At 68.3% G+C, this 15,554-nt stretch carries 13 protein-coding genes; 5 read left to right on the top strand and 8 right to left on the bottom strand.

Annotated elements, in window-relative coordinates:
- Positions 1-57: 57 nt before the first annotated feature.
- The gene (locus LC041_RS05380) at positions 58-2,913 is read left to right on the top strand and encodes an efflux RND transporter permease subunit (RefSeq protein WP_226531929.1); all 2,856 of its coding nucleotides are present in this window, start codon (positions 58-60) and stop codon (positions 2,911-2,913) included.
- Positions 2,910-4,883 (top strand): YhgE/Pip domain-containing protein, encoded by a 1,974-nt coding sequence (locus tag LC041_RS05375; RefSeq protein ID WP_226531928.1) that lies wholly within the window; start codon positions 2,910-2,912, stop codon positions 4,881-4,883. The genes LC041_RS05380 and LC041_RS05375 overlap by 4 nt, the downstream gene beginning before the upstream one ends.
- Before the next feature lie 367 nt (positions 4,884-5,250).
- Here LC041_RS05375 and ccsB read toward each other — a convergent pair whose 3' ends face one another.
- From ccsB to LC041_RS05350, 5 genes are all read right to left on the bottom strand, one after another.
- Positions 5,251-6,225, bottom strand: a complete 975-nt coding sequence (gene ccsB / locus LC041_RS05370) for a c-type cytochrome biogenesis protein CcsB (RefSeq protein WP_226531927.1) — start codon at positions 6,223-6,225, stop codon at positions 5,251-5,253.
- A 4-nt stretch (positions 6,226-6,229) separates the two neighbouring features.
- On the bottom strand, positions 6,230-7,996 hold the full coding sequence (resB, locus tag LC041_RS05365; RefSeq protein ID WP_226531926.1) for a cytochrome c biogenesis protein ResB: 1,767 nt from the start codon (positions 7,994-7,996) through the stop codon (positions 6,230-6,232).
- Between the two features lie 52 nt (positions 7,997-8,048).
- On the bottom strand, positions 8,049-8,831 hold the full coding sequence (locus LC041_RS05360) for a cytochrome c biogenesis CcdA family protein (RefSeq protein WP_226531925.1): 783 nt from the start codon (positions 8,829-8,831) through the stop codon (positions 8,049-8,051).
- Positions 8,832-8,847: 16 nt separating this feature from the next.
- Positions 8,848-9,498, bottom strand: coding sequence for a TlpA family protein disulfide reductase (locus LC041_RS05355; protein ID WP_226531924.1), 651 nt, complete (start codon positions 9,496-9,498; stop codon positions 8,848-8,850).
- Positions 9,499-9,562: 64 nt separating this feature from the next.
- The gene (locus LC041_RS05350; protein WP_226531923.1) at positions 9,563-9,967 is read right to left on the bottom strand and encodes a MerR family transcriptional regulator; all 405 of its coding nucleotides are present in this window, start codon (positions 9,965-9,967) and stop codon (positions 9,563-9,565) included.
- Positions 9,968-10,021: 54 nt separating this feature from the next.
- On the opposite strand from LC041_RS05350, the gene LC041_RS05345 reads away from it, so the two are divergent.
- Entirely contained in the window at positions 10,022-10,927 is a 906-nt protein-coding gene (locus tag LC041_RS05345) for an NAD(P)/FAD-dependent oxidoreductase (protein WP_226531922.1), read from the top strand.
- A gap of 73 nt (positions 10,928-11,000) precedes the next feature.
- Here LC041_RS05345 and LC041_RS05340 read toward each other — a convergent pair whose 3' ends face one another.
- On the bottom strand, positions 11,001-11,630 hold the full coding sequence (locus LC041_RS05340; protein ID WP_226531921.1) for a histidine phosphatase family protein: 630 nt from the start codon (positions 11,628-11,630) through the stop codon (positions 11,001-11,003).
- Between the two features lies 1 nt (position 11,631).
- Entirely contained in the window at positions 11,632-12,006 is a 375-nt protein-coding gene (locus LC041_RS05335; protein ID WP_226531920.1) for a DUF5684 domain-containing protein, read from the bottom strand.
- Positions 12,007-12,149: 143 nt separating this feature from the next.
- Here LC041_RS05335 and aspS point away from each other — a divergent pair, with 143 nt between their 5' ends.
- Positions 12,150-13,931, top strand: coding sequence for an aspartate--tRNA ligase (aspS, locus tag LC041_RS05330; RefSeq protein ID WP_226531919.1), 1,782 nt, complete (start codon positions 12,150-12,152; stop codon positions 13,929-13,931).
- A 110-nt stretch (positions 13,932-14,041) separates the two neighbouring features.
- On the opposite strand, the gene LC041_RS05325 is transcribed toward aspS, so the two are convergent.
- Entirely contained in the window at positions 14,042-14,872 is an 831-nt protein-coding gene (locus tag LC041_RS05325; RefSeq protein WP_226531918.1) for a sulfite exporter TauE/SafE family protein, read from the bottom strand.
- A gap of 66 nt (positions 14,873-14,938) precedes the next feature.
- Between LC041_RS05325 and LC041_RS05320 the strand changes: the two genes are divergently transcribed.
- The gene (locus LC041_RS05320) at positions 14,939-15,454 is read left to right on the top strand and encodes a GNAT family N-acetyltransferase (protein ID WP_226531917.1); all 516 of its coding nucleotides are present in this window, start codon (positions 14,939-14,941) and stop codon (positions 15,452-15,454) included.
- Positions 15,455-15,554: the final 100 nt, after the last annotated feature.

The following is a 15,554-nucleotide window of genomic DNA, read 5'->3' as shown; positions in this document are numbered from 1 at the left end:
ATACATCTATGTATCGGATACACCTGTGTATCCACCCCGCACCCTTCGGAGGAACGCGTGTCCACACTCCTGTCCTCACTCGGACGTTGGTCGTTCCGGCACCCCTGGCGAGTCCTCGTGTCCTGGCTCCTCGCGCTGGGCATCGCCGGGGCCGGCGCTCTCGTGCTCGGCGCAGGCACCGACAACACGTTCTCCATCCCCGGAACCGAATCCCAGGCCGGCCTGGAACAGCTCTCGCGATCGTTCCCGCAGGTGAGCGGCACGAACGCGCAGTTCATCGTGGTGGCCGCGGACGGCGATCAGATCACGGATGACGACTACCGCGACCACATCGAAGAGGCCGTCGACGAGCTCGCCGATCTGGACGGCGTTCTCGCGGCGACCTCGCCGTACGACGAGATGGTCAGCGGCATGATCAACGACGACGACACCGCCGCGATCGTCCGCGTGCAGTTCGATGGCGAATCCACCGATGTGTCGGACGAGACGAAAGACGCGCTGCGAACCGTCGTGAGCGACCTCGACGCCGAGCTCCCTGATGGCGCACAGACGTCGCTCGGGGGCGACCTGTTCGCGATCTCGATCCCGGGGGTCACACTCACCGAGGCGGTCGGTCTGCTCATCGCGCTGCTGGTCCTGATCGTGACCTTCCGCTCTTTCGTCGTCGCCGGACTCCCCCTCCTCACGGCGATCCTCGGCGTCGGCATCTCGATGGCCGGTATCTTCACAGCGACCGCTTTCGCGACCGTCTCCTCCACCACGCCGCTGCTGGCGCTCATGCTCGGGCTGGCGGTCGGCATCGACTACGCGCTGTTCATCATGGCCCGGCACCAGGATCAGGTGCGCGCGGGTGTCGATCCGGAGGAATCCGCGTCGCGCGCCGTCGGGACGGCCGGCTCCGCCGTCGTGTTCGCGGGCGTCACCGTGCTCATCGCGCTCATCGGCCTCGGCTTCGCCGGTATCCCGTTCCTGACCACCATGGGCATCGCAGCCTCGGTCGCCGTGGCCGTGGCCGTGGCGATCGCGGTGACCCTCACCCCCGCGCTCCTCGGGTTCATGAAGGGCAAGGTCGTCGGCCGACCGAAGCGCGTACCCACGGCGAAGAAGAAGGACGCGAGTGAAGGATCCGACGACGCACCCGCTCGCCCCGTCCGCACCAAGGGCAGCGCGCGCTGGGTGAACGGCGTCACGAAGCACCCGATCCTGGTCTCGCTCGCCGTGGTGATCGGCCTCGGGATCGTGGCCGTCCCCGCCCTCAGCCTGAACCTCGCCCTCCCGAACGCCGGTGTGCTGCCGAAGGACTCGGAAGCGCGTCAGAACTACGACCTCGTCGCAGAGGAGTTCGGCCCCGGGTTCAACGGCCCGCTGATCCTCACCGGCACGATCGTCACGTCCACCGACCCGCTCACCTTGATGGAAGACCTCGGAGATGCCGTCGCGAAGGTTCCCGGCGTCAACGAAGTCGCCCTCGCAACACCGAACGAGACCGCCGACACCGGCATCGTCCAGATCATCCCGGAGACGGCCCCGGACGACCCGGCAACCGCCGATCTCGTGCGTGAACTGCGCAGCCACCACGACGAATGGCTCGACGAGTTCGGCATCGACCTCAAGGTCACCGGCTTCACCGCCGTCGGCATCGACATCTCCGATCAACTCGGCAACGCCCTGCTGCCTTTCGGCATCTTCGTGATCGGCCTCTCACTCGTCCTGCTGACCATCGTGTTCCGCTCGCTGTGGGTGCCGATCACCGCCGCGGCCGGATACCTGCTCTCGATCGTGGCCGCTTTCGGCGTCGTCGGAGCCGTGTTCGAATGGGGCTGGTTCGCCGACCTCCTGCACGTCGCCAAGGTCGGCCCGATCATCAGCTTCATGCCGATCATCCTGATGGGCGTGCTGTTCGGTCTCGCGATGGACTATCAGGTCTTCCTCGTCTCGCGCATGCGGGAGGACTTCGTGCACGACCCGGATTCGAAGAGCCCCGACCGCGCGACACGACGCGCCGCCGCACTGCGCACCGTGCGCAGCGGGTTCACCGGATCGGCGAAGGTCGTCACGGCAGCCGGCCTCATCATGTTCGCCGTCTTCGTGGCGTTCGTGCCCGAGGGCGACTCGTCTCTGAAACCCATCGCCCTGGGCCTCGCTGCCGGCATCGCGATCGATGCCTTCCTGGTGCGCATGACCCTGATCCCCGCACTGATGGCGATCCTCGGCGAGCGAGCCTGGGAGCTCCCGGCCTGGCTGGAGAGGGTCCTCCCGCGGGTCGACGTCGAGGGAGAAGCCGTGGAACGCGAGCGCCACCTGGCTGCGTGGCCGGGAGACGACTCGATCGTCGCGGCGGACGACCTGATTCTCGCGGATGCCGGGATCGAGGGATTGCATCTCCGGGTCAGGCCCGGCGGAGCGGTGCTGCTGACCGGGCGTTCCGGAGCTGCCTTGCGGGTACTGGCTCTGGCGATCGCCGGACGAGTCACGCCCGATGCGGGCCGCCTCCGGGTGGCGGGGCATCTGCTCCCCGGTCGCGCCGCCTGGGTGCGTGCGCACGTCGGCGCCGTGATCGCAACGGATGCCGGACTCCCGGCATCCGAGCTCGCCGAGGCGCTGCGCGATCGTCCGGCGGTGGTCGTGATCGACGGCGTCGAGCGGCTGTCCCTCGCCGCGCGTGATCAGCTCGCCGCCCGGCTGCGGGACGCCGATGCCGCCACCGCGGTGATCCTCACCACGACCGCGCCCGAGGTCGCGCGCGACCTCCTCGCCAACGCGGGGCGTTCCACCCCCGACCTCCTCTCCGTCGACACCCCCTCCGAGCGTCGGCACCCCCTCGAATCACCACAACTGAACGGGGGCGTCGACGACGAGGAGGGGCCTCGGCCCGAAGATGACACGACGAAAGCCACCGAGGTGACCGCATGACCCTCCCCATCGAGCGCGCCCGCTCGCGCAAACCCATCACCTGGCTGACGATCCTCGGCGTCCTGCTGCTGCCTGCCGCGGTGGGCGGCATCCTGGTAGCCGCTCTGCAGAACCCGACCGAGCGTCTGGACGCGATGACGGCGGCGATCGTGAATCTCGACGATCCGGTGACCATCGACGGACAGGTGACCCCGCTCGGAAGACAGCTCGCCGCAGGTCTCGTGGACGGATCGGACGACCTGGACTCGAACCTCACCTGGGTCATCTCCAACGAGGACGACGCCACCGACGGACTCGCCGACGGTACCTACCAGGCCGTCATCACGATCCCCGAGGAGTTCTCCGCAGCCGCCACGTCCGCAGGCACCGCGATCTCGGACGGCGGTGGGAACGCGGAACAGGCCACGATCACCGTGACAACACCCGACGACGGCCTCGTCGCGGATGACCTCATCACCGGGCAGATCGCCGATGTCGCTGCCTCGACCATGGGCACGATGCTGTCCGAGGCCACGACCGAGAACATCCTGGTCGGCTTCACCACGATCGGCGACCAGATCGGCGAGGCGGCGGACGGTGCGGCGGAACTCGCGACCGGGGCTCGGGATGCCGCGACCGGAGCAGCCGCGATTCCCGACGGCGCCACGGAACTCGCCTCTGGCGCGGGTGAACTCAGCACCGGGACGTCGTCGCTCGCCACAGGACTCGACACGATCGCAGGTAAGACACGGGACGCTGCTGCGGGTGCCGCGCAGATCGGGTCGGGGCTGACGGCCGGCGCCGCTCAGCTTCAGACCGGAGCCGAGGATTCCACGTTGCTGGTCGGCACGCTCCAGAGCGCGTCATCGTCGGCGCAGGCTGCCGCGAGCGGATCGGCAGGACTCGCTCAGAAGCTCGGCGCCGCAGCCACCGCGGCGTGCACGCCCCCGGTCTCGGACCCAGCGGAATGCCAGCAGCTCTCCGCCCTGGCGGCAGAAGCAGGAACGGTGGCGAAGGACGCCGGCACCGCATCCGGCATCCTGAACAGCGAAGAGGTGTCCGATGGAGTCGCCGCCCTCCCCGGTACCTTCCGCACCCTGGCATCCAACATGTCCCAGGCGGGCGCCGGCGTCACGCAGTTGTCTTCCGGACTCACCCAGCTCGCGGACCAGGGCATCGGCGCTTCCGCCACGGGCGCACGGGGCCTCGCATCCGGCGCGACTCAGCTGTCAGCCGGCGCGACCGCCCTCGCCGACGGCGCCACCGAGCTCTCCACCGGGCTCGACACCCTGGCGACCGGCACGGGTGACCTTGCAGGCGGGCTGCGCACGGCCTCCGACTCGCTCCCGTCCTTCAGCGACACGGAGTCGAAGTCCCTCGCCTCGGTGATCGCGGACCCGGTGTCGTCGAACTCGTCGACGAACACGATCTTCGGTCCGACCGCCATCCCGCTGCTCGCCGCCGTCGTGCTGTGGTTCGGCTCACTCGCGACCTTCATCGTGATGCGTGCCCACACGGAACGCACCCTCACCTCTCGCCGCTCGTCCGCCGTGCTCACGCTGCGCGCCTTCGCTCCTGCCGCCCTGATCGGGGCAGGACAGGGTCTGCTCGTGTCGTTGATCGTGCAGATCGTCGCGAGCTACGACGCCGCGGCCTGGTGGGCCTTCGCGGGCACCGCCGTGCTTGCCGGCGTGGTGTTCGCCGCCGTGAACCAGGCGCTCGTCGCGCTGTTCGGCGGTGTGGGGCGCTGGGTCTCCGCGGTTGTGGGTGTGCTCGCGGTCGCCACAGGGCTGGTATCCACCGTGCCCGACTGGCTGGCGGGGCTCGGGGCGGTCCTCCCGACCGCTCCCGCCTTCGCGGGCCTGATCACCGCCAATGGTTCGGCTGTCGCCGCTCTGGTCGTCTGGGGGGTGCTGGCGCTCGTGGCGACGACACTCGCCGTGACGCTGCGGCGCACGACGTCATCCAAGGCCCTCCTCGCCAACGCCTGACCCCTGCCCCTGCCCCTGCCCCTGCTCCCTGCTTCCCTGCGAAAACGGAGACCATCCGCCCCGGGTCCGGCGTGTCAGCATGTGACGCGCCGGGCGATGCGCGCCAAGGTCTCCGTTTTCGCATGTGGCGCCTCGCTCGAGGCCGAGTTGGTCTGGTACGAGGACGGTGTCGAGCACGCCGAGGTTCTGCCGCTCGGCAGCTGACCCTGCTGACCCGCACCACCCCCACTTCCGCCAAAACGGAGACCTCCCGCACCCCGGCCCGCGTGTCCTGTCAAGACACGCCGGCCCGAGCGCGGACGGTCTCCGTTTTCGCAGCCGGGTTCTCGCAGCCGGGTTCTCGCGGCCGGGCTCTCGCGGCCGGCGGTCAGCTCAGGCCGGAGTAAGCGTGTAGGCCCTTGAAGAACACGTTCACGATCGTGAAGTTGAAGATCACGGCGGAGAAGCCGACGATCGCCAGCCACGCGGAAGGATTGCCGCGCCAGCCACGGGTCGCTCGCGCATGGATGTACCCGGCGTAGAGGACCCAGATCACGAAGGTCCACGTCTCCTTCACGTCGAAGCCCCAGAACCGGCTCCAGGCGTAGTACGCCCAGATCGATCCGGCGATGAGGGTGAAGGTCCAGAGGATGAAGCCGATGATCGTGAACATGTACGCGAGGCTCTCCAGGCGCACCGCGTTCGGGAAGGTCCGGAGGAAGCCGGGACCGGTCTTGGTCGCGCCTTCGCTGAGGAGCCTCTCGCGACGCGACTGCATGAGCTGGATCACCGAGAGCGCGAACGCCAGGGCGAAGAACGCGGTAGCGAGCGAGGCCACGAACACGTGGATGACGAGCCACACGCTCTTGAGCGGATCCATCAGCGGAGAGACATCGACGTAGAAGTTCGTCGCCCCGAGGCCGAGCAGCACCACGACGAGGCCCGTGATGAAGGTGCCCAGGAACCGCAGGTCGATGCGGGTGAGCACCACGAGGTAGACCGCGATGATGAGCAACGTGCCCATCATGGCGAACTCATACAGGTTGGCCCACGGTACGCGCCCCGCCGCGATGCCTCGGGTGACGGTCGCGGCGAGCTGGAAGAGGAACCCGAGCACCGTCAGCGAGGTGCCGATCCGGGCCATCACGAACCGTTGCGGGGCGGTGTCCGCGGCGGGGGCACCGCCGGATGCCGGAACGCTCCCCCCGCCGGCTCCCACGAGCGCCGGTTCACGGACGGTCAGCGCGTCGGCCGTCGCCTGCGAGCGCCGTGCGAGATCGAAGGCATAGGCCACGAAGGCCGCCGCGTAGATCGCGATCGCCGTCCAGAGCAGGACCGGCGAGATCACGTTGAGCTCGAGCATGGTGTCAGTCTACTTTCCGGGTGTCGGGTGCCGGGGCTTCCGGCTCGGCGGCCTCTGTCGGGCGCGCGGTCGTTCCACCCGCGGCGTCGAGCAGACGAGCGTGGCCGGTGACGAGGTCGTCCACGGCGGCGGCGAGAGTCGGATCCTCACCACGGGCGAGTGCGGCGTACTCCAGCGCGATCTCGCCGTCGCGCGCGGTGGCCTTGACCCACACGCGGCGACGGGGCACGAACAGAGCGATCATGAGACCACCGAGGGCGAGCAGCGCAAAGCCGAGAACCCAGACGCCGGACTCGTCGCGGTGGATCTGCAGCGAGGCGAAGCGCTTCACCGACTGCGACGCGTCCGTGGCCCCGGCGGGAGACTCGTCCTCGAACGTCACCGAGCCGAGGCCGTTCGGCAGCTGCGCGGTCTGTCCGGGGGTGAGTTCGATCGACTCGACATTCGTGGTGCGGCCGGTGAGCTTGGTCATCCCCGTGGTGTCGAGCACGTAGACCGAGCGCGGCACCCCCTCGTTGATGCCGAGGTCGCCGGTGTAGACGTCGAGCGTGAGCGTCGGGTTCGTCAGATCCCCGTAGGCCGAGAAGAACGCCCCCGTGTCGAGCACGCCCGTCGTCGGATAGAAGAACCCGACCAGGCCGACCTGTTCGGCGAGACCATCTGGCACTTTGAGCACACCGAGCGACGTCATGCTGGTGTCCTGCGGGAGGAACGGCGTGCTGCCGGTGAAGACGACTTTGCCCTCGGGGTCGCGCACGGTCACGGTCGGCGCATAACCGTTGCCGAGCAGGAACACGTCGTCGTCGGCGACCGCGAGCGGCTCGTTCACCTTGACCGCACCGGTGCGCACCTCACCGTTCTCCTGCACGGTCACATTCGCCGAGAAGTCGCCCGCCTGACCGGACCCCGGCTCGCCGAACGGCTGGTACGTCACGTCGAACGAGTCGAGGCGCATCGAGTACGGGGCGAAGGCATCGTCCCCCACGAAGCGTCCGCGGTTCATCGAGTCGTAGTCGAGGAGCGTGTTGGCGAACGTCTCGCCCTCCACCAGCACGCGCTGCCCGGTGTACGAGAAGCCGCCGCCGACTCCGACCGTGACGAGCACCCCCACCAGCGCGAGGTGGAACAGGAGGTTGCCGGTCTCACGCCAGTAGCCGCGTTCGGCGGACACCGAGAACGTGCGGCCCCGGTCGTAGCGCTCCACACGGTAGCCGAGGGCTTTGAGCTGCTTCGTCGCGACGTCGATCGACGCGGCCGCCTCGGCGTCGGCATCGCCGGTCTTCGTCCCGGACTCCGCTGCGGGGTCGCGCGTCACCGCGCGGTAGTCCTCGAGGCGCTGCAGGCGAGCGGGGGTGCGAGGCGGACGCGCGCGCAGTGCCTTCGCATGGTGCTTGATGCGCGGGATCACACAGCCGACGAGCGAGGCGAACAGCAGCAGGTAGATCGCCGAGAACCACGGCGACAGGTACACGTCGAACAGCTTCAGGGCATCGAGAACCGGGAACAGATCGGGGTTCTCGCGCTCCCACTGCGTGACACCGTTGGGGTCGGCCATCCGCTGCGGGAAGATCGAGCCCGGGATCGCCGCGATGGCGAGCACCAGCAGCAGGATGAGAGCCGTGCGCATCGAGGTCAGCTGGCGCCAGCCCCACCGCAGCCATCCCACGAGTCCGAGACGCGGCTGGGTGATCGTGTCGTCGCCGTCGACGTGGTCGGACGGGCGGAGCGGATCGCTGGAGTCGCTGTTCACGGCACCCTTGTTCTCGGTCATGGCCTTCTCAGTGCGGGGGTTCTTCTCGGAGCTGATGGATTTCTCTGGGCGATCAGAGCGGGAGGATGACACTGCCGATCACCGCCGTCAATCGGGACATGATGTCGGTCCAGAGGCCGGTGACCATCAGGACGCCGAGCAGAATCAGCATCACGCCGCCGACGATGTTCACGACACGGATGTGCCTGCGGAGGAACCCGACCGTCTTCGTCGCCCACCCGAACCCGAGCGCCACGAGGAGGAACGGGATGCCGAGTCCGAGGGAGTAGGCGAGGCCGAGGAACCCTGCGCGCACCGGATCTCCGGCGTTGAAGGAGAGGGCGATGATGGCGGCGAGCGTCGGCCCCATGCACGGAGCCCAGCCGATGCCGAGCGCGATACCGAGCAGCGGGGCTCCGACGGTCCCGGCCCTCGAGTCGACGTGGAAGCGGAGCTCCTTCTGCGCGAACCCGAACAGGCCGAGGAACACCAATCCCATTCCGATGATGACCACGCCCAGGATCCGGGTGATCAGGTCACCCCACTGCAGGAGGAAGACACCGACCGTGCCTCCGAGCACCGTGTAGGCGATGAAGACGACCGTGAAGCCGAGGATGAACAGCAGCACGCCCATCACGAGCCGACCGCGGGTCGCCGTCGCCTGGATCGTCGTCTGCGCCGGCACCCCTGAGCCCGCCGCGGAGGACCGGGGCGCGACAGCACCGCCCAGGAACCCGAGGTACCCGGGAACGAGCGGCAGCACACACGGGGACAGGAACGAGACGAGTCCCGCGAGCATCGCGACCGGAATCGCGAGCCAGAGGGCTCCGGAGCCGATGATCGCGTCGGGATTCACAACGCTCCCGAGGTGCTCACGAGTCCTCCGCGAGCGCGTCCTTGACCAGCGTGGAGAGGATCGACGGGCCGTCGATCGGACCGATGATCTTGGCGGCGACACGACCCTGCTTGTCGAGGACGAGTGTGGTGGGTGTCGCCGCGATCGGCACGACCTTGGCGAACGCCAACTTGGCCTCAGCGGTGTCGACGTCGATCAGACTCGGGTAGGTGATGCCGTACTCTTCGGCGAACGCGACGGCGGTGTCGGCCTGGTCGCGGGTGTTGATGCCCACGAACGACACATCCTCGTCGGCGAACTTCTGCCAGACGGCTTCCAGGTCGGACGCTTCGAGACGGCACGGCGCGCAGCCGGCGTACCAGAAGTTGACCACCGTGACCTGTCCGGCGATGTCGGCGCTGTCGAACTTCTCACCGGACTCGGTGACGCCACTGAACGACACGGGTTCGTCGCGCTCGGCAGCGGGGATCTCGACGATCGCACCGTCGGCCGCGACATAGCCGGTGTTCTCGCCGTTCAGGAACGATTCACTCACCGGATCGGGAGCGCAGGCGCTCAGACCGATGGCGAGCACCGCAGCGAGCGCGGCACCGACCGCACGACGCGAGCGCCGGGTGCGGGAGGAGCAGCCGCTGCGGATCTGACGGAGCGTCGAATCGCTTGGCACGACTCCGAGTTTACGCAGAGGTTCCTATGCGCGAGATGGAAACGGAGCCCTCCCTGAGCGCGCCTCAGAACCGCGCCAGGACGTCGTCGACGCCGGCTCGGAACCGTGGGCACGTCGCGATGTCATGCGCTCGACACCCCATCGCGTGCTCGGTCATCTCCCGCGATCGGCGCATCTCCTCCATGCGTCGATCGATGTCGTCCAGGTGCTGCTGCAGCACCTGGTGCCTGCCGGCGCTCCCGTCGTCGAGCAGCACCGCGATCTGATCGAGGCTCATCCCCGCAGCTTTGCTGCGCTGTATCACGGCGATGCGCACGACCTCATCCTCGCCGTATCGCCGCCGCCCGGAGGAGTCGCGGGGAGGGGTGAGCAGCCCCACCGACTCCCAGTGCCGCAACACGTTCGTCGGCAGGTCGAACCGGCTGGCGACATCGCCCACGGACCAGGGATGCTCAGCGCTTGACTTCATGTTGACATGAACTCACAGACTGTTCGGGAAAGCAACCTCCACGGAAGGATCCCCATGTACGACGCCATCGTGATCGGCGCAGGCCCGGCCGGGCTGCAGGCCGCGCTCACCCTCGGTCGGATGCACCGCTCCACCCTGTTGCTGGACTCGGGCGAGTACCGCAACGGCACCGTGCTGCACATGCACAACATGATCGGTGCGGACGGCACTCCCCCTTCCGAGTTCCGCGCAAGGGCCCGAGACGAGCTCGCGGCCTACACCGACGTCGAGATCCGCGACGGTGCCGCCACCGGGGTCTCCGGCTCCGAAGATGCGTTCGCCGTGACGCTCGCCGATGGATCGACCGTCGAGGGCCGGCGGGTCGTCCTGGCCACCGGCGTCGCCGACGATCTCCCCGTCGTACCCGGGCTGCAGGGCCTGTGGGGCACCCTCGCCTTCAGCTGCCCCTTCTGCGACGGACACGAGCATGCGGGAAAGCCGATCGGCGTCCTCGGCGCCGCCCCACGCGCCGGCCATCTGATCGGACTGCTCGGGCGCATCGTCGGAGACGTCACGGTGTTCCCCCTCGCCGAAGAGTTCACCCACGACGAACGGACCTCGCTCGAAGCGGCAGGAGCGCGGGTGAGCGCCGCATCGGTGGCGTCCGTCGAGAGGATCGATGGCGGGGTCCGGATCGTCACCGACTCCGGGGAGGACGTGGTGGCCGGCGTCTTCGTGGCGTCCGGCACGATGCGACAGCGGGCGCCGTTCGCCGCAGACCTCGGCCTGCGGATGCTCGAGTCCGGTGCGATCGAGGTCGATGAGTTCGGCCGCACCTCACTCCCCGGGATCTTCGCCGCGGGCGACCTCGCACACCGCGCCTCGCTCCCCGGTCCGATGGCTTCCGTTCTGCTCGCAGCCGCCGCCGGTCAGCTCGCAGCCGTCGGCATCATCCAGTCGCTCTTGGCTGCCGAGCACTGATCCCGCCCTTCGAATCGCGCAACTGGCTGCTTCCGTCGCCGGAATGGAGCACGTTGCGCGATTCGAACGGGGGTCAGACGGCCCCGACGTCCACGGCACCGCCGGTCGCAGCGGGCTCCGCGTAGGCGACCTCACGCCAGACATCGCCGACTCTTTCGAACGAGGTGACGCTCGACAGGGCGCAGCGGCGGGTGCGCGGGTCATGACGCAGGGGCAGCCCCGCGACGCGGAGGTGCGTGATCCAGATCGGTGCCTGATGAGACACCATCACGACATCGCCGTCGGGCGCGTCATCCCACGCTTCATCCATGACGCTGAGCATCCGCTCCGCGATGGAAGAGTACGGCTCTCCCCAGCTCGGCAGCGCGGGCTGGCGCAGATGCCACCAGTTCAGCGGGTTCATGAGGGAACGACGCATCTGCGTGCCCTCGAAGACATTCGTCGGCTCGATCAGGCGGATGTCGATCTCCGGCATGAGCTCGAACCCCGCGGCGAAAGGCTCGGCGGACTCCTGCGCGCGCTCCAACGGAGAGGAGTACAGCGCGGAGACCGGCCGAGCCAACCCGGCCACGTGCTCGGCAGCGGCCGCGGCCATCCCCCGGCCCGCCGCGCTCAAGTGATAGTCGGGCAGCCGACCGTAGAGCACGCGGGCCGGATTGTGCACCTCACCGTGTCGGACGAGGTGCAACCGGGATGCCGTCATGTCACGCCTTGCTGTAGCGCGAATCCCCGAAGCCGAGGATCAGGTACCCGATGTACGGGAAGACGAACAGCAGGAAGAACGAGAACACTCCGCCCTTGCCGAAGCGCGCGCCGAGCTTGAACGCCACGATGATCGCAAGGACCAGGTTCGCGATCGGAATGAGATACAGCAGTGCGAACCAGCCGGACATGCCGGCGATCTTCACCAGGAAGACGAGGTTCACGATCGGGATGATCGCGAGGATCCCGGGGTATCCGGCCTTCGTGAACACCTTCCAGAGTCCGACGGCGACGAGGATGTAGAAGACGAGCGCGATCAGCCCCGTGGTGCCGGAGAAGATCGATGCGTAGAGGTCGGAGATGCCGTTGTTGTCCACGGTGCTCCCTTTCTGTGTAAGAGCTGTGTCGTGGCGATCCTACTGATCCGGCGGCTCCGGCGCCGCTGACGGGGCCGGAGACGCGCGGACCACCCCCGTAGAATGGGCGCGGTCCCCATTTCCCAGATCAGAAGGAATACTCCGTGCTTCGCACCCACTCGGCAGGCTCTCTGCGAGCCGAGCACATCGGTCAGACCGTCACCCTCACGGGTTGGGTCGATCGCCGTCGTGACCACGGAGGAGTCGCTTTCATCGATCTGCGAGACGCCTCGGGCATCGCCCAGGTCGTCATCCGCGACGAGGAGATCGCGCACCCGCTGCGCAACGAGTTCGTGCTGAAGGTCACCGGGGAGGTGTCGCTGCGCCCCGAGGGCAACGCGAACCCGAACCTGCCGACCGGTGAGATCGAGGTCATCGCAACCGAGGTCGAGGTGCTCAACGAGTCCGCTGCGCTGCCCTTCCAGGTGTCGACCGCGCTCGCCGACACGGAGACGGTCGGAGAGGAAGCGCGCCTCAAGTACCGCTACCTCGACCTGCGTCGTCCCGGTCAGGCAGCGAACCTGCGTCTGCGCTCGAACGTCTACAAGGCGATCCGCGATGTGCTGCACGCAGAGGACTTCACCGAGGTGGAGACCCCGACCCTCACGCGTTCGACGCCCGAGGGCGCCCGCGACTTCCTGGTACCAGCGCGTCTGAGTCCCGGCAGCTGGTACGCCCTGCCGCAATCGCCGCAGCTGTTCAAGCAGCTGCTGATGGTGGGTGGTGTCGAGAAGTACTTCCAGATCGCGCGCTGCTACCGCGATGAGGACTTCCGCGCCGACCGCCAGCCCGAGTTCACGCAGCTCGACATCGAGATGAGCTTCGTCGACCAGGAAGATGTCATCGCCCTCATGGAGTCGCTCATCGTGGCGATGTGGGCGACGATCGGCGTCGAGGTCGCGACCCCTCTCCCCCGGATGACGTATGCCGACGCCATGGCGAAGTACGGCTCCGACAAGCCCGACCTGCGCTTCGGCCTCGAACTCGTCGACGCGACCGAGTACTTCAAGGACACCCCGTTCCGCGTCTTCCAGGCGGAGTACGTCGGAGCTGTGCGGATGCCCGGCGGCGCGAGCCAGCCGCGCAAGCAGCTCGACGCATGGCAGGACTGGGCGAAGCAGCGCGGAGCCCGTGGTCTCGCGTACGTGCTGTTCAACGAGGACGGGACGCTCGGCGGCCCGGCGGCGAAGAACCTGTCCGAGTCGGAACAGGCCGGACTCGCCGCCCTCGTCGGCGCGGAGACGGGGGACTGCGTCTTCTTCGCGGCAGGCTCCGCCAAGGAGAGCCGCGCGCTGCTCGGCGCCGCGCGCGTCGAGATCGGCCGCCGCCTCGGCTACCTGAGCCCGGATGAGTTCGCCTTCACCTGGGTCGTCGACGCCCCGATGTTCGAGCCCGCCGCAGATGCCGTGGCCTCGGGCGACGTCGCTGTGGGCGCCGGAGCCTGGACCGCCGTGCACCACGCGTTCACGGGCCCGAAGCCGGAGTTCCAGGACACCTTCGACACCGACCCGGGTTCGGCTCTCGCCTACGCGTACGACATCGTGTGCAACGGCTCGGAGCTCGGCGGCGGCTCGATCCGCATCCACCGCGAAGACGTGCAGAAGCGGGTATTCGAAGTCATGGGCATCAGCGACGAGCAGGCGGACGAGCAGTTCGGCTTCCTCCTCGACGCGTTCAAGTTCGGAGCGCCGCCCCACGGCGGAATCGCGCTCGGCATGGACCGCGTGCTGCAGCACCTCTCCAAGACCGAGTCGATCCGTGAAGTCATCGCGTTCCCCAAGTCCGGCAACGGCTTCGACCCGCTGACCGCCGCGCCGGCACCGATCACCGCGGCACAGCGCGCCGAGGCCGGCGTCGACTTCGAGCCGGAGGACGACGAGGCCTGACGCCCGTCGCCACCCCGAGATCAGGCAAACCCGCCGGATCAGGCAGATTCCTCGTGGAACTGCCTGATCCGGCGTTTCTGCCTGATGCGGGGTGAGGTCTCCCGCGGGCCTCAGGACGAGAAGGACGCGAACGCGGGCATGAGGTTCTCGTTCCACACGTCGACACCGAGCTTGGCGATCAGGGCGACCACGACGACGAGGAACACCACGCGGATGAAGGTGGTGCCGCGGGAGATGGCCATGCGCGAACCCAGGTAGCTGCCCGCGACGTTGGCGACCGCGAGGATGCCCCCGAGCACCCAGAGCACGGCGCCGTGTGGGATGAACAGCATCAGTGCCCCCGCGTTCGTGGCGAGGTTCACGATCTTCGCCTTGGCGCTCGCCTGCAGGAAGTCATAGCCCAGCAGCGCGACGAGCGTGATCACGAGGAAGGTGCCGGTGCCGGGACCGATCATCCCGTCGTAGAAGCCGATTCCGAGACCGGCGACTCCCGCCATGATGTGGTGCTTGTGGCCGTGGAAGCGCAGCTGCGTCGCCGCGCCCATCTGGGGACGGAACGCGGTGAACAGGGCGACCACGAGAAGGGCGATCACGATGATGGGCTTGAAGGCGGCGGGCGGCAGCACGGTCGCCACGGCTGCACCACCGAACGACCCGATGAAAGCGATCGCCGCCATGGGCAGGGCCGTGCGTATGTCGGGCTTCGCGCGCCGGTAGTAGGTGACGCTGCTCGTGGCGGTGCCGAAGACCGAGGCGAGTTTGTTCGTCGCGAGAGCCTGCACGGGGGAGATGCCGGGGATCAACAGGAGTGCGGGCAGCTGCAGCAGCCCTCCCCCACCGACCACCGCGTCGATCCAGCCTGCGCAGAACGCTGCGATGACGACGAGCAGCAGAATCCCCCAGGTGAGCTGCTCCAGTCCGAGCACGGCGCCGATATCCACCCGGCCATGATTCCAGAGAGGAGCCGGTGCGCTGGAATCCGCACCGGGCGCTGGCAGACTGAGGGCATGCTCGATGCCCTGCCGCTGCCGCATCCGTTCGAATCTCGTGCCGGAACCGCGATCCTGCGCCGAGCGACGGTGGACGACACGGACGCCGTGATCGCTCTCCTCGCCGACGACCCGATCAGTGCCGCGCGCGGCGACGTGGCTTCCGATGAAGACCGCCCCGCATACGCACGGGGACTCGTCGAGATCCTGGCGGAGCCGTCGAACGACCTTCTCGTGGTCGAGCTCGACGGCGAGGTCGTCGGCACGCTGCAGCTCACCTCGATCCCGGGGATGGCGCGTCGTGGCGCACGGCGTCTGCTCGTCGAGGCGGTGCGCGTGCACAGCAGCCTTCGCTCGTCGGGCATCGGTTCCGTGGTGATGCGCTGGGTGGGAGATGTCGCCGCCCCCGCGGTGGGCGCGACCATGGTGCAGCTCACCTCCGATGCCGCCCGCACCGACGCGCACCGTTTCTACGAGCGACTGGGCTACGTCGGCTCGCACCGCGGCTTCAAGTACAGCGTTCCGAAGGGCTGAGGCACGGCCACCCTGTTCGGCCACTCCCTCGCCACCGTCCGTTCACCCGCACCGCGACGGTCGGCAACCTGCGCCTCATAGTGTCCTCTCGCAACCCGAC

Origin of the sequence: Microbacterium paraoxydans (assembly GCF_020524545.1) — a bacterium.
Taxonomy (GTDB): Bacteria; Actinomycetota; Actinomycetes; order Actinomycetales; family Microbacteriaceae; genus Microbacterium; species Microbacterium paraoxydans_C.
The sequence above is the reverse complement of the archived record's forward strand: the minus strand, read 5'-3'. Positions and strand labels throughout refer to the sequence as shown.